Origin of the sequence: Paraburkholderia sp. SIMBA_030, from assembly GCF_046535245.1 — a bacterium.
In the GTDB taxonomy this organism is placed as follows: domain Bacteria; phylum Pseudomonadota; class Gammaproteobacteria; order Burkholderiales; family Burkholderiaceae; genus Paraburkholderia.
Map to the genome: position 1 here is coordinate 298,727 of NZ_JAWRXB010000003.1, position 20,070 is coordinate 318,796.

Annotated in this window: 20 protein-coding genes; 4 read left to right on the forward strand and 16 right to left on the reverse strand. The window is 63.6% G+C overall.

Annotated elements, in window-relative coordinates; genetic code table 11:
- Positions 1-62 precede the first annotated feature (62 nt).
- A complete protein-coding gene (locus SB772_RS06675) occupies positions 63-1,022 on the reverse strand; it encodes an NAD(P)H-dependent flavin oxidoreductase (RefSeq protein WP_410832484.1) in 960 nt (319 codons plus the stop codon).
- Between the two features lie 335 nt (positions 1,023-1,357).
- Here SB772_RS06675 and SB772_RS06680 point away from each other — a divergent pair, with 335 nt between their 5' ends.
- The gene (locus tag SB772_RS06680) at positions 1,358-2,248 is read left to right on the forward strand and encodes an alpha/beta fold hydrolase (protein ID WP_410832485.1); all 891 of its coding nucleotides are present in this window, start codon (positions 1,358-1,360) and stop codon (positions 2,246-2,248) included.
- Between the two features lie 29 nt (positions 2,249-2,277).
- Here SB772_RS06680 and SB772_RS06685 read toward each other — a convergent pair whose 3' ends face one another.
- Entirely contained in the window at positions 2,278-2,748 is a 471-nt protein-coding gene (locus SB772_RS06685; protein WP_410832486.1) for an Lrp/AsnC family transcriptional regulator, read from the reverse strand.
- Between the two features lie 115 nt (positions 2,749-2,863).
- Between SB772_RS06685 and SB772_RS06690 the strand changes: the two genes are divergently transcribed.
- Positions 2,864-3,763 carry a DMT family transporter gene (locus SB772_RS06690; protein WP_410832487.1) on the forward strand — a complete coding sequence of 300 codons (900 nt, stop codon included), beginning with the start codon at positions 2,864-2,866 and terminating at the stop codon, positions 3,761-3,763.
- Between the two features lie 347 nt (positions 3,764-4,110).
- Here SB772_RS06690 and SB772_RS06695 read toward each other — a convergent pair whose 3' ends face one another.
- The 6 genes from SB772_RS06695 to SB772_RS06720 form a co-directional block, all read right to left on the reverse strand.
- Complete coding sequence (locus SB772_RS06695) at positions 4,111-5,031, reverse strand: MBL fold metallo-hydrolase (RefSeq protein ID WP_410832488.1); 921 nt, start codon at positions 5,029-5,031, stop codon at positions 4,111-4,113.
- Positions 5,028-5,489: a MaoC family dehydratase gene (locus SB772_RS06700; RefSeq protein ID WP_410832489.1), complete on the reverse strand. Its 462-nt coding sequence runs from the start codon at positions 5,487-5,489 to the stop codon at positions 5,028-5,030. The genes SB772_RS06695 and SB772_RS06700 overlap by 4 nt, the downstream gene beginning before the upstream one ends.
- Positions 5,486-5,713 (reverse strand): DUF1289 domain-containing protein, encoded by a 228-nt coding sequence (locus SB772_RS06705; protein WP_410832490.1) that lies wholly within the window; start codon positions 5,711-5,713, stop codon positions 5,486-5,488. The genes SB772_RS06700 and SB772_RS06705 overlap by 4 nt, the downstream gene beginning before the upstream one ends.
- Positions 5,714-5,717: 4 nt before the next feature.
- Positions 5,718-6,239: a YbaK/EbsC family protein gene (locus tag SB772_RS06710; protein ID WP_410832491.1), complete on the reverse strand. Its 522-nt coding sequence runs from the start codon at positions 6,237-6,239 to the stop codon at positions 5,718-5,720.
- A gap of 28 nt (positions 6,240-6,267) precedes the next feature.
- Complete coding sequence (locus tag SB772_RS06715) at positions 6,268-7,194, reverse strand: hydroxymethylglutaryl-CoA lyase (RefSeq protein WP_410832492.1); 927 nt, start codon at positions 7,192-7,194, stop codon at positions 6,268-6,270.
- A 79-nt stretch (positions 7,195-7,273) separates the two neighbouring features.
- Entirely contained in the window at positions 7,274-8,215 is a 942-nt protein-coding gene (locus SB772_RS06720; RefSeq protein WP_410832493.1) for a 2-hydroxyacid dehydrogenase, read from the reverse strand.
- Between the two features lie 327 nt (positions 8,216-8,542).
- Here SB772_RS06720 and SB772_RS06725 point away from each other — a divergent pair, with 327 nt between their 5' ends.
- Both SB772_RS06725 and SB772_RS06730 read left to right on the forward strand, forming a co-directional pair.
- Entirely contained in the window at positions 8,543-9,145 is a 603-nt protein-coding gene (locus SB772_RS06725) for an RBBP9/YdeN family alpha/beta hydrolase (RefSeq protein WP_410832494.1), read from the forward strand.
- 136 nt (positions 9,146-9,281) lie between these two features.
- On the forward strand, positions 9,282-10,307 hold the full coding sequence (locus SB772_RS06730; RefSeq protein WP_410832495.1) for a sulfate ABC transporter substrate-binding protein: 1,026 nt from the start codon (positions 9,282-9,284) through the stop codon (positions 10,305-10,307).
- A 77-nt stretch (positions 10,308-10,384) separates the two neighbouring features.
- On the opposite strand, the gene bioB is transcribed toward SB772_RS06730, so the two are convergent.
- From bioB to SB772_RS06770, 8 genes are all read right to left on the reverse strand, one after another.
- A complete protein-coding gene (gene bioB, locus SB772_RS06735; protein ID WP_410832496.1) occupies positions 10,385-11,464 on the reverse strand; it encodes a biotin synthase BioB in 1,080 nt (359 codons plus the stop codon).
- Positions 11,465-11,495: 31 nt separating this feature from the next.
- The gene (gene bioD, locus SB772_RS06740) at positions 11,496-12,215 is read right to left on the reverse strand and encodes a dethiobiotin synthase (RefSeq protein WP_410832497.1); all 720 of its coding nucleotides are present in this window, start codon (positions 12,213-12,215) and stop codon (positions 11,496-11,498) included.
- Complete coding sequence (bioF, locus tag SB772_RS06745) at positions 12,212-13,396, reverse strand: 8-amino-7-oxononanoate synthase (protein ID WP_410832498.1); 1,185 nt, start codon at positions 13,394-13,396, stop codon at positions 12,212-12,214. Before bioF ends, bioD begins: the two co-directional genes overlap by 4 nt.
- On the reverse strand, positions 13,396-14,748 hold the full coding sequence (gene bioA / locus SB772_RS06750; protein ID WP_410832499.1) for an adenosylmethionine--8-amino-7-oxononanoate transaminase: 1,353 nt from the start codon (positions 14,746-14,748) through the stop codon (positions 13,396-13,398). Before bioA ends, bioF begins: the two co-directional genes overlap by 1 nt.
- A gap of 1,113 nt (positions 14,749-15,861) precedes the next feature.
- The gene (locus SB772_RS06755; protein ID WP_410832500.1) at positions 15,862-17,145 is read right to left on the reverse strand and encodes a dienelactone hydrolase family protein; all 1,284 of its coding nucleotides are present in this window, start codon (positions 17,143-17,145) and stop codon (positions 15,862-15,864) included.
- A gap of 623 nt (positions 17,146-17,768) precedes the next feature.
- The gene (locus tag SB772_RS06760) at positions 17,769-18,218 is read right to left on the reverse strand and encodes a YchJ family protein (RefSeq protein ID WP_410832501.1); all 450 of its coding nucleotides are present in this window, start codon (positions 18,216-18,218) and stop codon (positions 17,769-17,771) included.
- 7 nt (positions 18,219-18,225) lie between these two features.
- Entirely contained in the window at positions 18,226-19,356 is a 1,131-nt protein-coding gene (locus SB772_RS06765; RefSeq protein ID WP_410832502.1) for an acyl-CoA dehydrogenase family protein, read from the reverse strand.
- A 12-nt stretch (positions 19,357-19,368) separates the two neighbouring features.
- Complete coding sequence (locus SB772_RS06770; RefSeq protein ID WP_410832503.1) at positions 19,369-20,046, reverse strand: SDR family oxidoreductase; 678 nt, start codon at positions 20,044-20,046, stop codon at positions 19,369-19,371.
- Between the last annotated feature and the right edge of the window lie 24 nt (positions 20,047-20,070).

The window sequence follows — 20,070 nt, forward strand, 5'->3', positions numbered from 1 at the left end:
CGGCTCCGCTTGAAGCGGAGCCGCAGCAACGCCGTCACCAGGTCATGTAAAGAGAAGGCGCCTTAGCGCACGATCCCCAGCCGCGCCTTCGCGTCGTTATATTCCTGCGACAGACGCTGGACCAGTTCGCCGACGCTCGGCACGTCGTCCATCAAGCCGACGCCCTGGCCCGCGCCCCAGATGTCTTTCCACGCCTTCGCCTTGTCGCTGCCGAAGTTCATCGCGGACTTGTCCGATTCCGGCAGCGCGTCCGGGTCCAGGCCCGCATTCACGATGCTTTCGCGGATGTAGTTGCCGTGCACGCCGGTAAACAGGTTCGTGTAGATGATGTCCGACGCAGTAGAGTTGACGATCGCCTGCTTGTAGCTGTCGACCGCGTGCGCCTCTTTGGTCGCGATGAAGCGCGTGCCCATGTACGCGAGGTCCGCGCCCATCGCCTGCGCGGCGAGAATCGAGCCGCCGTTGGCGATCGAGCCCGACAGCACGATCGGGCCGTCGAAGATGCGCCGCACTTCGCCGACCAGCGCGAACGGCGAGGTCGTGCCCGCATGGCCGCCCGCGCCCGACGCCACCAGGATCAAGCCGTCGACGCCCGCTTCCAGCGCCTTCTGCGCATGGCGCAGATTGATCACGTCGTGCAGCACGATGCCGCCGTAGCCATGCACCGCGTCGACGATCTCGCGTGCCGGCGCACGCAGGCTGGTGATGAAGATCGGCACCTTGTGTTCGACGCACACGCGCACGTCGTGCTCGAGCCGGGAATTCGATTGATGGACGATCTGGTTCACGGCGATCGGCCCGATGATCGCATCGGGGTTGGCCGCCTTGTGCTCGGCGAGCGACGCTTGAATCTGCGTCAGCCATTCGTCGAGCAATTCGGCCGGGCGTGCATTGAGCGCCGGGAACGAGCCGACGATACCGGCCTTACATTGAGCCAACACGAGTTCGGGATAGCTGACGATGAACATCGGCGAGGCGACGATGGGCAACGCGAGTTTTTGCAGGACGGCGGGCAATGCCATGGTGCGAGTCTCCTGATAAGCGGACCGGTGCGGCGTTGAGCGCCCGGTGATGCATTGAGTTTAGCGACACATGGCGCGCGCTGCGTTGAAGCGGGCTAGCGTCGCGTTGTCATCACAGCGTCGCCGCGCATCTGCCACATTGGCGTTCAAAATGATGCTCAAATTTTAAGAACGGTCGTTCGATTATAGGCGAAGCGGATGAACCGCGTCTGGCGGGTTCGTTTAGAACAGTTGGAAGGAGTGTTCAGTTTCTATGTTTGCGTGGGCTATCCCACCCCGCACCGACACATTGCCCTCCTACAATGCACTGACTTATAAACGACAAGAGACCCGCTATGGCCTTCGAGAATTTCGCGCCCTTCCGTATCGCCGTGGGCGATGTCGATATTTTCGGCGTGAAGGGCGGAGCGGGACCACCGCTGCTGTTGCTGCACGGTCATCCGCAGTCGCATCTGATCTGGCGGCGCTGCGCCGCGGAACTGGCCAAACACTTCACCGTGGTCGCTACCGATTTGCGTGGCTACGGCGCATCGGGCAAGCCGCCGAGCGACGCCGCGCACATGCCGTATTCGAAGCGCGCGATGGCCGCCGATCAGGTCGCCGTGATGCGCCACTTCGGCTTCGAACGCTTCCTGGTTTGCGCGCACGATCGCGGCGCGCGCGTCGCGCACCGGATGGCGCTCGATCATGCGGATGCCGTCGAGCGTTTGATGCTGCTGGATATCGCGCCGACGCTCGCGATGTACGAGGCCACCGACCGCGCCTTCGCCACTTATTACTTCCACTGGTTCTTTCTGATCCAGCCGGAACCGCTGCCTGAGACGCTGATCGGCGCGAATCCGGCCGCTTACGTCGATGCGGTGATGGGCAGCCGTCACGCGGGTCTCGCGCCGTTCGAACCCGACGCGCTCGACGCCTATCGCCTCGCGCTCGCGCAGCCCGGCGCGGCGCATGCGATGTGCGAGGACTACCGCGCATCGGCGAGCATCGATCTCGAACACGACCGCGCCGATATCGAACGCGGTCACAAGATCGGCTGCCCGCTGCGCGTGCTGTGGGGCGATAAGGGCGTGATCGAGAAGTGCTTCGACGCGCTCGAGGAATGGCGTCACGTCGCGCGCGACGTCAGTGGCCGCTCGCTGCCATGCGGGCATTACATTCCCGAAGAGGCATCGGACGAACTGGTGGCGGAAATGCTGTCGTTCTTCGAAGCGGTCGAACAGTAATTCCTTGATGCGCGATGCCGCCGCCGCGTTCAGCCGAGCGGCGGCAATCTGCGCGGGACCGGCGTCGATTTGACGATCGCGGTGCTGGTCTCGGCGCGCTCGGTGACTTTCGCGAGGATCTCGTCGAGTTGCTCGATCGAATGCAGGTACAGGCGGCAGATGAAGCAATCGTCGCCCGTCACCTTGTCGCATTCGACGAACTCCGGAATGCGTCGGATCACGTCCTCCACCAGATGCAGCTGGCCGGGCAACGGCTTCACGCGCACGATTGCCTGCAGCGTGAAGCCGAGCGCGCGCGGATCGATCTGCACGGTGAAGCGCTCGATCACGCCTTGCGCTTCGAGCCGGCGTACGCGCTCGGCCGTGCTCGGCGCGGACAAGCCGACGCGCCGCGCCAGTTCGCTGACCGGCTGGCGTGCATCTTCGGCGAGCGCGGCGAGCAGCGCTCGGTCGGTGTCGTCGAGGGCGGCGGGTGCCGCAGGAGCAAGGCGTTTGGTCACGATTGCTTTCGATTTTTAGGTGTCGGCGCGAGAACGCTTAAGTTTAGCCATGTATTCGCGTGAGCGGATTAATTACACTGCTTCTCAATGCAGGAATCCATTCGAGGATCGAATCATGGCGTTAAATGAAACCCGCCGCGGCGCGGCTGAAATGACGATGGCGATGCTGATGTCCGGCACCATCGGCTGGCTGGTGGTGTCGTCGCAGCAGAGCGCGTTCAACGTGGTGTTCTTCCGCTGCATTTTCGGCGGCGCGACGCTGGCACTGGTGTGCGCCGTGCTCGGCCTGTTCAAACGTCAACACTTCTCGTGGAAGATGCTCGGACTCGCGCTGCTCGGTGGCGCGGCGATCGTCGTCAACTGGGTGTTGCTGTTCGCGGCCTATTCACGCGCGTCGATTTCGATGGCGACGGCCGTCTACAACACGCAGCCTTTCATGCTGGTCGCGCTGGGTGCGCTGGTGTTTCGCGAGCGCATTAGCGCGTCCACAGTCGCGTGGTTGGTGGTCGCGTTCATCGGCCTCGTATTTGTCGTGAAGGTTGAGCCGGCGGTGCTTGCCGTGCCGGGACAGTATCTGGTCGGCGTCGCGTATGCAGTGGGCGCGGCGGCGATGTATGCGGTGTCGTCGATCATCACCAAGCGGCTGAAGGGCACGCCGCCGCATCTGATTGCGCTGATCCAGGTCGCGCTCGGTGTCGTGATGCTCGCACCGTTCGTGCGCTTCGACGCACTGCCGAGCACCGGCGTGCATTGGCTCGAACTGATCGTACTCGGCGTCGTCAACACGGGCGTCATGTACGTGCTGCTTTACGGCGCGATTCAGAAGCTGCCGACCTCGATGACCGGCGCGTTGTCGTTCATCTATCCGGTGGTCGCCATCATCGTGGATCGCGTCGCGTTCGGGCAGACGCTCGCGTGGATTCAGGTGCTCGGCGCGGTGCTGATCCTGCTGGCGGCGGCCGGCGTCAATCTCGGCTGGCGGATCGTGCCGCAGAAGCGCTTGTCTTCAACCTGATTGCTTCGACCTGAGCGTGGCCGAGCCGAAACAGTGGCCGAGAATGATACGGATTCCGGAGCATTGGGCGATGCAATTGTTCAAATGGCTGTGCTAATCAGCCTGAATCCGCTTGTCTACGAGGCTTCGTAGCGTCGTGTGTATGCGGGTTTAAAAGAGGGCGTCAAGCTTCTGTAGGGAAATCACCGATGCGATCGAAAAATCGCTGCGCGTATCATTCGTCTTGACGCTGATCACGTCCGACAGAATTTCCGCCGCTCGCCTCAATGGCCGAGCGGCTTTTCTTTTTGTGGCGACGGCTTTTGCGGGTTGTCCGCGGGTTGTCCGTTTCGTGCGTGGACAGCGCGTCAGGCCTGGCGCGCGACGATGCGCTCACCATCGATCTCCAGCGGCCCATTCTGGCCAGCCAGTTCCTCGACAATCGTCTGCACCAGCGCGGGCCATTCGCCGCGCGGCTTGAGCATCGACGCGGCGGCGCGCATCACGGCGGCGTCGCCGAGCATCTGCAATACCGTGTCGAAGCGCATCGCGCGCATTTCGAGCAGCTTGAACACGATCAGCACCTTCAGCGCGTTCTTCGCATTGCGGGTGGGATCGGCGCGCAGCCACGCGACGCGCGAAAACGCCCGCTCAAGCGCCTGTTCGATATTCGTGAACGGCGAGCCATGGCCGGGGATCACCAGCCGCACGTCGAGCTTCGCAATGGTCTCGAGCACCGCCTGTTCTTCGGCGAATCCGCTTTCGCCTTCCAGTTCGGGAAAGATCACACCGAAGCCGTTTTCCCACAGCGCGTCCGCGCTGATCAGGATGCGCGCGTCCGCGCAGTACAGCATCAGCGAATGCGGATCGTGGCCGGGCGCGCCGAGCACTTGCCAATCGAGCGCGCCGAGCGTCAGATGCGCACCGGGCGCGATCGTCCCGGTGAAGCTGAAGCGCTCGCAGGTTTGGCCGGTGGCGCGAAACGTCAGGCGCGTTTCGTCCCAGTCGCGCACGGCATCGGCTTCGGATGCGGGAATCGCGGTTTGGCACGGCCACGTCGCCTGCAATAACGCGTTGCCGCCGCAGTGATCCGAATGCAGATGCGTGTTGACGATCAGATCGAGCGGCCGCGTGCCGAGCGTGTGCTGCACGAGTGTGCGCGTTTGCAGCGCGTGCGTCGCGTAACCGGTGTCGACGAGCGCGGCACACGCGTTATCGGTCAGCAGCACGTTGTTCGACGAGAGCCAGCCACGCTCGAAGACTCGAATCGATTCGGGCAGCGTGATCATGGTGTGTCGGCGTTCAAATGCGCTTCGGGTTTCGGCATCACGAGAATAGTCGAACTGCCGATCAACACGGCTTCACCGCGTTGATTCACGACAGTACCTTCGAGATGCGTCAGATCGCCGTGCAAGCTCGGCTTCCAGTAAGCATCGCGCACGCGCCAGGTGATCGTCAGCGTGTCGTTCGCATGGACGGCTTTCTTCAGCTTGATATCGAACTCGAGTCCGAGCGGCTGCGCGTAGGTGGAAAAATACGTCGCCAGCAGCGCCATGAAATGCGCGGTGGGTTGCGTGCCGGATGCGATCAGGCCGCCGAAGCGGCTTTGCGCGGCGTAAGCGTCGTCGTGATGCAGCGGGTTGAAGTCGTTGACGAGCGTGGCGAACGATTTCACCGACTCCGCCGATAGTTCGAGCTTCGAACTGAACGTCTCGCCGATCGTCACGACGCGCGGCGCGGCGTTCATCGCCGCACCTGCGCTTGCCTCGCCATGAACTCCGCGTGGCGTTCCTCGATCGCGTCCCAGACCGCGCGCTTCGCGTCGTCGTCGAACGACGACCAGCCGGCGATTTCATCTATCGTGCGCAGACACCCTTCGCACCAACCGGTCGACGCATCCATCTTGCACACGCTGATACAGGGCGACGGCACGGCCGCGTCGTCGTCTTCGTAATCGATGCCTGATGTCATGTCGTCAGGCCGTCTCGCGCAGCGCCACGTCGATCACCGGCGCGCCCGTCAACGCCACCAGTTCCTGGGCGCTCAGGTTGAACACCGCATGCGGATGGCCGGCGGCGGCCCACAAGCTGTCGAGTTCGAGCAGATCCGCGTCGATCAGCGTGAGCGGTTCCGTGGCGTGGCCGATCGGGCAGACGCCGCCGATCGCGTAGCCGGTTTTTTCGCGGACGAACTTCGCATCCGCCCGGCCGATCTCGCCGACCTGCGCGGCGACCTTTTTTTCATCGACGCGATTCGCGCCGCTCGCGACCACCAGCACCGGCGCGTCGTCTTCACGGCGGCGAAACAGAATCGACTTGGCGATCTGCGCGACCGAGCAGCCGAGTCCGGCGGCGGCTTCGGCGGAAGTTTTGCCGGTTTCAGGCAGCATCACGATCCGGCCCGCGTGACCGCGTTCGCGCAACAACAGTGCGACGCGGCGTGCCGAATCGGGCAGCGCGGCGAGATCGTCGGATTCGGGAGAGGCGTGGTCCGTCATCGTTCTATTTCCTTCCTGAGTGCAGAAGTCAAACACAGTTCGCTTGTTCGCTGCGTGCTTTGGCAAGCAGCGCTTTGCCGGCGCGCGACACATTGGGCCGGCCAATCGACGTCGAAATGAAATCGCCGATCGCGACGACTTGCGCGAGATCGATGCCGGTCTCGATGCCGAGGCCGTTCATCAGATACAGCACGTCTTCGGTCGCGACGTTGCCGGTCGCACCCTTCGCATACGGACAGCCGCCGAGCCCCGCCACCGACGCGTGATAAATCTCGATGCCTTCCTGCAACGCCGCGTAGATATTCGCGAGCGCCTGGCCATAGGTGTCGTGGAAGTGGCCCGACAGACGTTCGCGCGGAAACACCCTGGTGACCGCTTCGAACACTTCGCGCGTGCGCTTCGGCGTGCCGACGCCGATCGTATCGGCAATGTCGATCTCATCGCAGCCGAGTGCCGCAAAGCGCTCGACCACATCGACCACCGACGCCACCGGCACCTCGCCCTGATACGGGCAGCCGAGCGAACACGACACGCTGCCGCGAATTCGCAAGCCGTGCTCTTTCGCCGCCTGCGCGACCGGCGCGAAACGGTCGATGCTTTCCGCGATGCTGCAATTGATGTTCTTCTGCGAGAACGCCTCGCTGGCCGCACCGAAAATCACGATCTCGTCGGCCCGCGCGGCGAGCGCGCCTTCGAAGCCGCGCAGGTTCGGCGTGAGCACCGAGTAGATCGTACCCGGGCGGCGCTCGATGCCGGCCATCACCTCGGCGCCGTCGGCCATTTGCGGCACCCATTTCGGCGACACGAACGACGCCGCTTCGACGTTACGAAAACCCGCTGCCGACAAGCGGTTGATCAAGTCGATCTTGATCGCGGTGGCGACGAATTCCTTCTCGTTCTGCAGTCCGTCACGCGGACCGACTTCGACGATTTTGACTTGTTGGGGCAAGGCCATGATGTGTCTCCGTGTTACCGCGCGTGGCGGCGCTCCTTCGTTGATGTTCCGCAGTGCTCACCCGGTGTTCACTCAGTGTTCAGTACCCGCGGTCGATATCCACCACGCCGCCGACCGTTTCGCCGCGCAGCAGCGCGTTGATTTTCTGCGCGACCTGCGCGACGCTCTCTTCGCGCAAGGTGAGCGCGGAGATATGCGGCGTGATCGTCATGCGCGGTTCGCGCCAGAACGGATGATCGGGCGGCAACGGTTCGTCGCGGAACACGTCGAGCGTCGCGGCGGCAATCTGGCCGCTCGCCAGCGCGTCGAGCAGATCCTGCTCGACCAGATGCCCGCCGCGTGCGACGTTGATCAGATACGCGCCGCGCGCGAGCTTCGAGAACGTGCTCGCGTTCAGTACGTCGCCCGTATCCGGCGTATGCGGCAGCAGATTCACCAGCACTTTCACGCCGTCGAGAAACGCATCGAACTGCGCTTCGCCGGCGAAGGTCGTGACGCCGTCGATCTGGCGCGCGCTGCGGCTATAACCGCGCACCGGCATGCCGAACGACGCGACCGTTTGCGCGACATGCGCACCGAGCACGCCGAGCCCGAGCACGCCGACCGTGAAGGTCTCGCGCGGATGCGCGTCGAGTCCCTGCCAGCGGCGCCCGGTTTGCAGCGTCTGGTATTCGTCGAAGCGGCGCATGTAACGCAGCACCGCATGCGTCACGTATTCGGCCATTTGCGGCGCCATGCCGGTGTCCTCGAGCCGCACCAGCTTCGCGTTGCGTGGCAGCGTGCCGGGCTGCCCACGTTCGAGCGCGAGAATCGCATCGACGCCCGCACCGAGGTTGAAGATCGCGCGCAGATCGTCGCGGCCGGCGAGCATCTCGCGCGGCGGCCGCCACACGACCGCGAAATCGGCCGGTGCGGTGTCGCCCGCCTGCCATTCGCGCAGTTCGGCAACGGGCAGCGCGCGGGCAAAATCGTGCAGCCACGCGGCGGCGTCGGCATGCGGCATGTAGAAGAGGATTTTCATACGGTCCGGAAGGCGTGTGCGTGGTCGGGTCCGGTGACGGAAAAGGCCGCGCGAAACGGCTGCAACGCACGCAACTTGGCAGACGACGCTTGCGACATGGGACCTCTCCTTTTATGGATAGGCTTCATTCTACTTTTTCGACGCGAATCGCGCGCGTTTGCGCACGGACGTGCGGTTTGACCGACTCGCGTGACTGAGCCGCGCGTGGCCCGGGCGTAGGTATTCACCGGCCCATTTTGTCCGATAAACAAAGCATAAAAACTTGGTTCGCCCGCGCGGCGCCCGGCGGGACAATCACTTCCCCGATTCCGGCAGCGAGAGACAGACATGCTTTCATGCACCAAATCGACATGGCCGCCACGGCTCGTAACGGTCCCAGGCTTGCACGGCAGCGAAGGCGCGCACTGGCAAACATGGCTCGAACGGCAATTCGCGCGCTCGTTGCGCGTCGAACAGGCGGACTGGGACGCGCCGGACGTCGCTGTCTGGGCGCGCTCGGTGCGCGACGTGCTGGCACGCGAGCGCGGGCCGTTCGTGCTGGCCGCGCATAGCTTCGGTTGTCTCGCGACCGCACACGCGTTGCAACAGGCGTCGTATGTCGCCGATGTGGTCGGCGTGCTGTTCGTCGCGCCGGCGAGTCCGGAAAAATTCGCGTTCGCCGGTCCGTTCGACGCACGGCGCTTAGGCGTGCCGTCGATTCTGATCGGCAGCGAGACTGACCCGTGGATGCCGCTGGCGGGTTCGCGCGATCTCGCGCAGCGTTTCGGCAGCGCCTTCGTCAATCTCGGCGACGCGGGGCATATCAACACGGCTGCGGGATTCGGCCCGTGGCCGCGGGCGAAATATTTCGTCGACACGCTGGTGCATTGCGCGGCGCCGCTGCGCTTTCGCGAGGAGGCGTTCGAAGCCGCGCGGCATGCATACGCTTGAGTTTTAGTTCGGCGTTCGAGCATCGGTAGCCGGGTGCATGGACGGCCCGGTGAACGCGTAAGCGACCCGTTAGAATCCCGCTTCACGCTGCATCTTCGTGCAGCCACAGGTTTCATCATCGATAGGCGGGGGCAGGATGGCAGGCAAGACGGGGATATCGCGCTGGCTGGTAGCCGGCATGACGGCAATGACGCTCGCGCTCGGCGGCGTTTCAACCGCGTACGCGGACACATCGCTGCTCAACGTGTCATATGACGTGACGCGCGAGCTGTACAAGGACATCAACGCCGGCTTTATCACGGCGTACAAGCAGAAGAGCAGCGAGACCGTGTCGATCCGCCAGTCGCATGGCGCATCGAGCGCGCAGGCCTTGTCGGTGCTGCAAGGCTTGCAGGCTGACGTCGTGACCATGAACCAGCCAAACGATATCGACCTGCTCGCGGAAAAGGGCCAACTCGTGCCCGCCAACTGGCGCACGCGTCTGCCGGACGACAGCGCGCCCTACACCACGACGATGGTGTTCCTCGTGCGCAAGGGCAACCCGAAGCACATCAAGGACTGGGACGATCTCGCCAAACCCGGCGTGCAAGTGGTGATCGCCAATCCGAAGACCTCGGGTAACGGCCGCTACACGTACCTCGCGGCGTGGGGCTATCGCAAGCAGCACGGCGGGACCGATGCGCAGGCGCTCGATTTCGAAAAGGCGATCTTCAGGAACGTGCCGGTGCTCGACACGGGCGGCCGAGGCGCGACGACCACGTTCACGCAACGCGGTATCGGTGACGTGCTGGTGACGTTCGAGAACGAAGTGTCGCTGATCGATAGCGGCGTGGGTGCGGGCAATTTCGAAGCGGTGTATCCGTCGGTCAGCTTGCTGGCTGCGCCGCCCGTGTCGATCGTCGATAAGGTGGTCGACAAGCGCGGCACGCGCAAGCAGGCGCAGGCGTATCTCGACTATCTGTGGTCGCCGGCCGCGCAGGAGATCATCGCGCAGCACCATCTGCGTCCGCGCGACAAGATCGTGCTGGCCAGGCACGCCGCTGAGTTCAAGCCGATCAAAACCTTCACCGTCGAAGAGATGTTCGGCAACTGGCAGAAAGCGCAGCAGACGCACTTCTCCGATGGCGGTACGTTCGATCAGATCATCGTGGACAAAAAGTAAATCCTTGGCTCGACGATGCAAAAAGGCCGCCTCGTGAACGAACGAGGCGGCCTTTTTATTGGGCGCGGTTGTTAGACTTAGTTCGCCGCAGCATGTTTATCGCAGCCATGCTCGCAGCCGCTCTGATCCAGCGGCATCTGCTGCGCCGCTTCAGCGCGAATGCCGAGGCGTTCGAGCAGCCTGCGGTCCGCTTCCGCTTGCGGATTGCTGGTGGTCAGCAATTGATCGCCGTAGAAAATCGAATTCGCACCGGCGAGGAAACACATGGCTTGCAACGCTTCGTTCATCTGCTCGCGGCCGGCCGACAGACGCACCATCGCGCGCGGCATCGTGATGCGTGCAATCGCGATCGTGCGCACGAACTCGAACGGATCGATTGCTTCGGTGCCGGTCAGCGGCGTGCCTTCCACTTGCACCAGATTGTTGATCGGCACCGATTCCGGATACGGATCCATGTTCGCGAGTTGCGCGATCAGACCGGCGCGTTCGCGGCGCGATTCGCCGAGTCCGACAATGCCGCCGCAGCACACGTTGATGCCCGCATCGCGCACGCGTTCGAGCGTGTCGAGACGGTCCTGGTACGTGCGCGTCGAAATGATCTGACCGTAGAACTCCGGCGACGTATCGAGGTTATGGTTGTAGTAATCGAGACCCGCTTCGCGCAGACCTTGTGCCTGGTGGGTTTCGAGCATGCCGAGCGTCACACAGGTTTCGAGGCCCATCGCTTTCACGCCGCGGATCATGTCCTTGATCGGTTCGAGATGACGGTCTTTCGGATTGCGCCACGCAGCGCCCATGCAGAAACGCGTCGCGCCGTTTTCTTTGGCGACGCGCGCGGCGGCCAGCACTTCATCGACCGGCATCAGCTTGTCGGCTTGCAGACCGGTGTCGTGATGCACCGACTGCGGACAGTACGCGCAATCTTCTTCGCAGCCGCCGGTCTTGATCGACAGCAGCGTCGACAGTTGCACGGTGTTGGCGTCGAAGTGCTCGCGATGGGTTTGCTGCGCGCGGAACATCAGGTCGTTGAACGGCAGTTCGTACAGCGCGACGATGTCGGCGACGCGCCAGCGCGCGGCCGATTGGGCGCCTGCGGCGGTGTGGTTGCCGGCAGTGGCCGGGTCGGTTGGCGTCGGAGCGATGTTCAGTTGCGTCATGTCGTCAATCCTCATGGATGGAATGGGTTGATCAGCGCTGCGCGTGGCGTAGCGTCTGCAGGAGTCGGTCGATGTCGAGTTGATCCGCCGCGCGTTCCGGCGAAGCCGGGTTCAAATGCGGCACGATGCCGAGCAACGGCGCATCGTATTCACGCGCGAGGTGCTCGCGGATCGACGCGATGTTTTCGTCGGGGAACGTCATGTCCGGAACGACGCGGTTCGCGATCCAGCCGGCGAGCGTCAGCCCGCGCGCGGCGATCGCTTCGGCGGTGAGCAACGCATGGCTGATGCAGCCGAGCCGCATGCCGACCACCAGCACCACCGGCAGCTTCAACGCGACGGCGAGATCGGCGGTGTCCTGCGTTGCGGTCAGCGGCACGCGAAAGCCGCCCACGCCTTCCACCACGACGATATCCGCGCGTGTCAAAGCCTGCGCATGACAATCGACAATGCGTGCGATATCGAACGTGACGTTTTCCAGCGCGGCGGCGATGTGCGGCGCGGCCGGCTCTTTCAGCAGATATGGCGTGCGGATCGCGGGCGGCAGCAGGACGCTCGATGCGGCATCGAGTCGGTCCGCGTCTTCGTTGTGCAGCACACCGTTCGATTCGAATGCGCCGGCGGCAATCGGCTTCAGCGCGGCAGCTTGCAGGCCCTCGCGAACGAAGCCGCGCAGCAGCGCAGCGGACACGAAGGTCTTGCCGATTTCCGTATCGGTGCCGGTGACGAACAGGGATAACGGGGCGCTCATGCCGCTTTCGCCCCGAGCTGTTGCAAGCCTGCTTCGAGCCGGTCCAGATCCGCGTGCGAATGCGCGGCCGATAGTGAAATGCGCAGACGCGAGGTGCCGGCGGGCACGGTCGGCGGACGGATCGCCGGTACCCACAAACCGGCGCGATCGAGCGTGGCCGCGATATCCAGCGTCGCCTCGTTCCCGCCGATGATCAGCGGTTGCACGGCGGTATGCGAGTCGACCGGCAACCACGGCGTCGCCTTCAGCATCGCGCGCGTGCGTTCGATCAGTTGCTGCAAATGCGCGCGCCGCGCATCGCCTTCTTCGCCGCCGATGATGCGCAGACTCGCCGACACCGCGTGCGCCGCAGCGGGCACCGACGCGGTTGTGAAAATGTACGGACGCGCGCGCTGCACGAGCCATTCGATCACGGTCTCATGCGCGACGACGAATGCGCCCGACACCCCCGCCGCCTTGCCGAGCGTGCCGATCGAAATCAGATTCGGCGAGCGCAGCGCTGCCTGCGCGACTGCGCCACGTCCTTGCGGGCCGAGTACGCCGAAGCCATGCGCATCGTCGACGATCAGCCAGGCGCCGTGCTGTTCGGCGAGTTCGAGCAGACGCGGCAGCGGCGCGACGTCGCCGTCCATGCTGAACACCGTATCGGAGACGATCGCTTTGACTTCCGCATCCGACGCGTCGAGCATCGCGCTCAACGCATCCATATCGACGTGCGGATAGATCTGCACATCGGCGCGCGACAGGCGTGCACCGTCGATCAGGGAAGCGTGATTCAGCGCATCGGAGAACAGTGTCGTGCCGCGGCCCGCGAGCGCGGTGAGCGTCGCGAGATTGGCCATGTAGCCGGTGCTGAAGTAGAGCGCGCGTGGCGTGTCGACGAACCTGCCGACGAATTCGGCGAGATCGTCTTCGAGTTGAGCGTGCGCGCGCGAGTGGCCGCCGAGCAGATGCGAGCCGCCGCTGCCCGCGCCGTAGCGCTGCGCGCCTTCGGCGATCGCGGCGATCAATTGCGGATGCGCGGCGAGACCTAGGTAGTCGTTACTGGCGAAGCCGATGATCTCGCGGCCATCGACGGTCATATGCGCGGCGCACGGTGTATCGGCGGTGCGACGACGACGGCGCAGGCCGCGTTCGTCGATTTCCTTGAGTCCTTGGGCGAGCGTGTCGAGCAAGTGCATTAGCGGGTCTCCGCAAGTGTTGCTTCGAAAGTCTCGCGGGTGCGCGAGGCGAGCAGCGCGAGTTCTTCGTCGTCGAGAATGTATGGCGGCATCAGGTACACCGTGGTCGAAATCGGGCGCAGCAGCAATTCGCGCTGCAACGCGTTTTCGAAGAAACGGCGCGAGAATGTTTTGGCATGCTCAGGGTCGTCGATCACTGCATCGAACGCGAAGATCGTGCCGCACTGACGCAGATTGCGCACTTGCTGATGTTCTGCGAGCGGCGCGAGCGCGGCGTTCAGTTTCGCGGACTTCTGCGCGTTGACGGCGAGCACATTGTCGCTCGCGAACAGATCGAGCGTGGCGAGCGCCGCACGGCACGCGAGCGGATTGCCGGTGTACGAGTGCGAGTGCAGGAAGCCGCGCGCGGTGTCGTCGTGATAGAACGCGTCGAAGATTTCATCGCGCGACAACACGATCGACAACGGCAGATAGCCGCCGCTGATGCCCTTCGAAAGGCACAGGAAATCCGGCCAGATACTGGTCTGTTCGCAGGCGAAGAAAGTGCCGGTGCGTCCGCAACCTACGGCGATTTCATCGGCGATCAGATGCACGCCGTATTGATCGCACAGCGCGCGCAATCCGGCGATATACGACGCGTCGTGCATCGCCATGCCGGCGGCGCACTGCACGAGCGGCTCGACGATCAGCGCGGCGATTTTGGCGGCGCGGGCTTCGAACAGCGCGCGAACGTGATCGAGTGCACGGCGCGCGACATCGGCTGCGGTTTCGCCGGGTTGCGCGAGGCGCGCATCGGGCGACGCGACGACGTGCGCGTGGCGGATCAACGGATCGTAGGCGTCTTTGAAGAGCGCGACGTCGGTGACGCCGAGCGCGCCGATGGTTTCGCCGTGATAGCTGTTGGCGATGCAGACGAATTCCTGCTTGTCCGCGAAGCCGCGATTGCGCCACGAATGGAAGCTCATCTTGAGCGCGATTTCGACCGCGGACGCGCCATCGGACGCGAAGAACGCGTGGCCGAGCGTGTTGTGGGTCAGCGCGCTGAGGCGCTCGGCGAGTTCGATCGCCGGCTCGTGCGTGCAGCCGGCGAGCATTGCGTGTTCCAGCGTGTCGAGCTGGTCTTTGAGCGCCGCGTTGATGCGCGGGTTGGCGTGACCGAACAGGTTGACCCACCAGGAGCTGATCGCATCGAGATATCGATGACCGGCGCGATCGTAGAGCCACGCGCCTTGACCGCGCGCGACCGGGATCAGCGGCAGGCGCTCGTGGTGCTTCATCTGGGTGCAGGGGTGCCAGACGGCACGCAGGCTGCGGGTGATCCAGTCTTCAGGTGTTGCTGCTGACTTTTCCAAAGGGGTACTCCGAGGGGTGCTTTTTTGCCGCTGCGGGCTGGCTTTTCTTTGCAGGTTTGTTTGCGCTGGGCGCGGCCTTGGCGGTTTCGCGAGGTCGAGATTAGCGCTTTATTTCCTGTTCTGCATTAGGGGTTGGATGGGGGTTTTGCCTGCGGCGCTTGGGGTTCGGGGCTGTTCGATGCAGCAGGTTTCAGTTTGTCTGTGTAGGTTGCTGATCGGTGCAGTTAGCGACGGTAAAGTAGTGGGTCGGTGTGGGCGGGAATTGGGGGTTTTTGCCTGCCCGGCGCTTTGGTTGTTGTGCCTATGGCGTTGGCCTTTCCTTGATTTGTTATTGGTTTATTAGCGTTCCCCCTGTGCGGGGGGCACCTACTTTTCTTTGCCGGCCGCAAAGAAAAGTAGGCAAAAGAAAGCGGCTCACACCGCTAACTTTTAAGCGGGTCCCCTGGCTTGGAGGGGCCAGTGGAGCATCTGGAATCGGTGTCCTCGCACATTCAACGCCGGTGACAAGGCCGTCATACTTCCGGCGGCGCTGCGCGCGCCGAAGGGTGCTTCCGAAAACCATTGGTCGGTTTCGCACCACGGCACTGCACGTGTGGATGGGGTACGCGGAAAGCGATGGTGTTTTTTGGGGGGCGTGGGGGCCGTCGGCTGCGCCTCGGCGTGAGGTGGAGTGCAGGGCGTTACATGCGGAGAAGATGCGCTAAGAAAGGCGCCACCCATGGCTAGCGGTTTTGAGAAGTACCGCTACGGCGCGCGTAGCGCCGCCGGAAGTATGACGGCCTTGTCGCCAAGGCTGAATGTGCGAGAGCACCGATTCCAGATGCTCCACTGGCCCCTCCAAGCCAGGGGACCCGCTTAAAAGTTAGCGGTGTGAGCCGCTTTCTTTTGCCTACTTTTCTTTGCGGCCGGCAAAGAAAAGTAGGTGCCCCCCGCACAGGGGGAACGCTAATAAACCAATAACAAATCAAGGAAAGGCCAACGCCATAGGCACAACAACCAAAGCGCCGGGCAGGCAAACAGCACAGGGGGAACGCTAATAAACCAAAAAGAAATCAAGAAAAGGCCAACACCGCAAGCGCACAGCCAAAAAGCGCCGCGAAGGCATTAAAAAAACTACTCCCGGCTAGCAATAGCCCTACGCCCCTCGGCAGCGCCAGAAGAAGAACCATCACCACCACTAGCCGTCTGCGAAGACTGAGCCCCCCAGACAACGGAGTTGTCCACCGCATACAACCGGCAAGGCGCCGAACTTTGCTTCTGGCAATTGGCAACGGCCACCGTCATAGGATCATCGCCGCCCTCGGCCCAGGACCAGGCGCCTGTGTCCGAAACAGCAAACGCGCGGCTAGGATACTGATGCAAGAAATTCCGATACCCATTGCGTCCGGCTTCGTCGACAAACGGCACGGCATTGACCGCATCGACCGCAGCAAACCCGCTAGCCTTCGGCAAGGAAGGATCCGATACGCGATATTGCACGCCTGTCGGCATTCCCACCTGAGCCAGGAATGCCTCGACAGCAGGCCACCAGACCTGCACGCCATCGCGATCGCCGACCAGCCGGTGCGCGTCGTTCTTGTAGTTGCCGAAATCCACCATCTTGGCGCTCGCGCCATGCGCGGCATAAGCGGCATACATGCCGGCCACCAAAGACTGCGTCCAGACCGAATCGTTTTCGCCGTACAACCACAGCGACGGCACCTTGGCCTTCTCGCCATACGCGCCAAACGCGCGCGTCAAATTGCCCTGCCAGTCGGTGCACGCGTCCTGCCGCAACCCGCCGGAGAAATTGATCAATGCGCGAACGCCAGGTGCGGCCTCGGTGCCGTAAGCCATCGTCGCCAGCCCGCCGTGCGAGGTCCCGGCCACCACGATGTGCGTCGCATCCACGTACGGTTGCTTCGACATGTAGTCGATCGTCGCGGCCACGTCGCCGGCCTGGCCGATGCCGTTGCGCTCGACGTCGCAGCCATCCTGCTGATAGGCGCCGTCCGAACGGCCGAAGCCCTGGCGGTTCGGCGCCACCACCACGTAGCCGCGCCGCACGAATTCACGCGCGAACGGCCGAGGGTCGCTGCGTTCCTGCGTGCGCGGGTCGCCAGGGATCTTGCCGTGGTTGAAGACGATCATCGGGAACGGGCCTGCGCCGTCCGGTTTGTAGATCGTCGTTTCGAGCGTGATCGAGCCGGCAGCATCGACCGGTACTCGCACAATCTGTTCGTTGAGGCCGGCGCTCGGCAGATAGACATCGTCGTCCAGAGCAATGCGCGGTACGTGAGCGCGGGTCAGCGGTCCCGCCTGGGTGTCGGCGAGCGGGTCGGCATGCGCGAGTGCGACAGCACACGTCGCCGTTGCACAGATCACCGCACACTTCTTCAGAACCTTGCTGAACACCATTCACGCACCTGCTTCAAAAATCTGCCCTGAACACCGTGGTGTTTGTCAGTCGAAAGCCATTGCTGACATTTGCCTTTCGTCGGCATTTTCGACAAACAAAAACACACTCGCGTACGTAGTGCGTCAAGCGCACGCACGCTAATCGAGATCGCACGGGATGAACCCAAACGGCCGACGCAAACCCACACGCCGAAGATGAGCACCACGTCGTTGCTGCCCGGAACCGCCGCCGAACCGGGACACCGGGTTATCGACTGGGCACCTGCGCATGTTGCGGAACCGATATCGACCGGCCCTCGCCACGTGGCGTCACAAACCTACGGCCTCATCCTGGCACGACAATTTTGTTTTGTGCAATCAAGGAGAACCCGCGACGAAATAATTGCCGCGTGGGGAACGGGGATGATGGGGCCGCGGGACCGGCGCTCCGGCGGTGATTGGCTCCACGAAGGAATCGCCGCACCACTCGGCGCACGGACGCGCTGTGGCGTAGAGCCAACATGAAAAAAGGCCCCCGTTTGGGGGGCCATATGTGACGTCGCTATTCAGTCCACCGTAATGTACTTCAAGGCGTCCTTCGCGCTGGTCTTCATGTTGCGCTGTAAGGCACAGAAAGGATTGTGCTATTCGCTCACGTCGCCATCGACATAACGCCAGCGTCCGTCCTCGCCGCGCACAAAGCGGCTCAACTCGTGCAGCCGATGCGCGCGGCCAGCCACCTTATAGCGTGCGACAAATTCCACCGTGGCGTGCTCAGCATCGCTTTCGGCGAACGCCTTGATCTGGAGTCCGAGCCAACGCGGCGCGTCGGGCGCGTCTGGGTTGGCATCGAGGTCGGACGGGCAGGTATGCGGCGCCCAGGTCGCGCGCAGGTAATCCGTTGCGCCCACCACATAAGCGCTGTAGCGCGAGCGCATCAGTTCCAGCGCGCGCGGCGCCGCTTCGCCGCCGTCGATGTATCGGCCACAGCATGCTGCGAAACGGGGCGCCTTGGCCGTGCCGCGCCGATCGGGCGCAGCGCCGCCGCAGGGACAGTCGGAAGGTCGTTGTACCGGCAACAATGGCTTATTCATCAGACGTTCAGTCAAGACCGCGTGCGATCAGGATCTTCTGGATGTCGCTGGTGCCTTCGTAGATCTGGCACACGCGCACATCGCGGTAAATACGTTCCACAGGGAAATCGCTCAGATAGCCATAGCCGCCGTGAATCTGTAGCGCTGCCGAACAGATCCGCTCGGCTGCTTCCGACGCGAACAGCTTGGCCATGGCGGCTTCGGTCAAACACGGCAGACCGGCGTCTTTCAGGGAAGCCGCGTGCCAGATCAACTGGCGCGCCGCTTCGAGTTGCGTGGCCATATCGGCGAGACGGAACTGCACGGCCTGGTGCGAAAACAGCGGCTGGCCGAAGCTTTCGCGTTCCTTCGCATAGCTCAACGCCGCTTCGAACGCGGCGCGCGCCATACCGACGCTTTGCGCCGCGATGCCGATGCGCCCGCCTTCGAGCCCCGACAGCGCAATCCGATAGCCTTCGCCTTCCGCGCCGATCAGATTCGCCGCCGGCACGCGGCAATCTTCGAAGAGGATTTGCGCGGTGTCCGACGAATGCTGGCCGAGCTTGTCCTCGACGCGCGCGACGACGTAACCGCTGGTATCGGTCGGCACGATAAACGCGCTGATGCCGCGCTTGCCCGCCGTCTTGTCGGTCACCGCCATCACGATCGCGACGTTGCCGTTCTTGCCGCTCGTGATGAACTGTTTGACGCCGTTCAGCACGTATGCGTCGCCGTCGCGGGTGGCCGTGGTGCGCAGCGCGGACGCGTCCGAGCCCGCTTGCGGTTCGGTCAGACAGAACGCGCCGAGCATCTCGCCGCGTGCGAGCGGCGTGAGCCAGTCGCGCTTCTGCGCGTCGTTGCCGTAGGTCAGCAGGATGCTGCACACCGGGCAGTTGTTGACGGAGATCGCCGTCGACGTGCCGCCGTCGCCCGCGGCGATTTCTTCGAGGATCAGCGCGAGTGCCAGCGCGTCCATGCCGGCGCCGCCGTACGCTTCGGGCACCAGCACGCCGTACGCGCCGAGTTCGGCGAGCTGGCGATGCACGTCCTTCGGGAAGCTGCGCTCGCGGTCCCACAGCGCCGCGTGCGGCGTCACCGCGTCGCGCACGAAGGTGCGCAGCGCGTCGCGGACCATCAGGTGATCCTGATCAAGCACCATCGTGTTGTCTCCTCACCAGTCGAGTGGTGTGCCGTCGTATTGGTAGAAGCGGCCGTTGAACGATTCGTGCGCGGCGGCGGCCTGCGCGAGCACTTCACGCATGCCGGTCACGCTGCGCGCCGGATCGATTGCGGCCTGCGCGCCGCCCATGTCGGTGCGTACCCAGCCGGGATGAAGCGAGATGCAGGTTGCGCGCTTCGCTTCCAGCGATGCGATCTTCAGCGCGTCGTTCAGCGCCGCCTTGCTCGCGCGATACAGCCAGCCACTCGTGCCGCTTGCATCGCCGATGCTGCCCATCTTGCTCGAGATCACTGCGAACACGCCGCCGGCTGCTTCGACGAGCGGCAAGAGGATCGGCATCAATTGCATCGGACCGCGCACGTTGGTGCTCATCACGTGATCGAAGTCTTCGGCGGTGATCGTTTCGACGCCTTCGGTGCGCGGGCCGTACACGCCCGAGACCAGCACCGCCGCATCGAGCCGTTCGCCGTCGAGCTTCCAGCCGAGCGCGGCGATCTCTTCGGGCACGGTGACGTCGACCGGGAAGGTTTCCGCGCCGAGTTCGGTTAGTGCGTCGAGCGCGGCGCCATCGCGCGCGGTGGCCAGCACGCGCCAGCCGCTCTTCTTGTACTGCCGCACAAATTCCCGGCCGATGCCGCGCGACGCACCGACGATCAACACTGTCTTCATCGAATCACCTCAAGCCTTCGTCGT

Excerpts from the sequence above, each read along its gene's own strand:
- SB772_RS06675 (WP_410832484.1), bottom strand. The coding sequence starts at position 1,022 with ATGGCATTGCCCGCCGTCCTGCAAAAACTCGCGTTGCCCATCGTCGCC.
- SB772_RS06680 (WP_410832485.1), top strand. The coding sequence starts at position 1,358 with ATGGCCTTCGAGAATTTCGCGCCCTTCCGTATCGCCGTGGGCGATGTC.
- SB772_RS06690 (WP_410832487.1), top strand. The coding sequence starts at position 2,864 with ATGGCGTTAAATGAAACCCGCCGCGGCGCGGCTGAAATGACGATGGCG.
- SB772_RS06695 (WP_410832488.1), bottom strand. The coding sequence starts at position 5,031 with ATGATCACGCTGCCCGAATCGATTCGAGTCTTCGAGCGTGGCTGGCTC.
- SB772_RS06700 (WP_410832489.1), bottom strand. The coding sequence starts at position 5,489 with ATGAACGCCGCGCCGCGCGTCGTGACGATCGGCGAGACGTTCAGTTCG.
- SB772_RS06705 (WP_410832490.1), bottom strand. The coding sequence starts at position 5,713 with ATGACATCAGGCATCGATTACGAAGACGACGACGCGGCCGTGCCGTCG.
- SB772_RS06710 (WP_410832491.1), bottom strand. The coding sequence starts at position 6,239 with ATGACGGACCACGCCTCTCCCGAATCCGACGATCTCGCCGCGCTGCCC.
- SB772_RS06715 (WP_410832492.1), bottom strand. The coding sequence starts at position 7,194 with ATGGCCTTGCCCCAACAAGTCAAAATCGTCGAAGTCGGTCCGCGTGAC.
- SB772_RS06720 (WP_410832493.1), bottom strand. The coding sequence starts at position 8,215 with ATGAAAATCCTCTTCTACATGCCGCATGCCGACGCCGCCGCGTGGCTG.
- SB772_RS06725 (WP_410832494.1), top strand. The coding sequence starts at position 8,543 with ATGCTTTCATGCACCAAATCGACATGGCCGCCACGGCTCGTAACGGTC.
- SB772_RS06730 (WP_410832495.1), top strand. The coding sequence starts at position 9,282 with ATGGCAGGCAAGACGGGGATATCGCGCTGGCTGGTAGCCGGCATGACG.
- bioB (WP_410832496.1), bottom strand. The coding sequence starts at position 11,464 with ATGACGCAACTGAACATCGCTCCGACGCCAACCGACCCGGCCACTGCC.
- bioD (WP_410832497.1), bottom strand. The coding sequence starts at position 12,215 with ATGAGCGCCCCGTTATCCCTGTTCGTCACCGGCACCGATACGGAAATC.
- bioF (WP_410832498.1), bottom strand. The coding sequence starts at position 13,396 with ATGCACTTGCTCGACACGCTCGCCCAAGGACTCAAGGAAATCGACGAA.
- SB772_RS06755 (WP_410832500.1), bottom strand. The coding sequence starts at position 17,145 with ATGGTGTTCAGCAAGGTTCTGAAGAAGTGTGCGGTGATCTGTGCAACG.
- SB772_RS06760 (WP_410832501.1), bottom strand. The coding sequence starts at position 18,218 with ATGAATAAGCCATTGTTGCCGGTACAACGACCTTCCGACTGTCCCTGC.
- SB772_RS06765 (WP_410832502.1), bottom strand. The coding sequence starts at position 19,356 with ATGGTGCTTGATCAGGATCACCTGATGGTCCGCGACGCGCTGCGCACC.
- SB772_RS06770 (WP_410832503.1), bottom strand. The coding sequence starts at position 20,046 with ATGAAGACAGTGTTGATCGTCGGTGCGTCGCGCGGCATCGGCCGGGAA.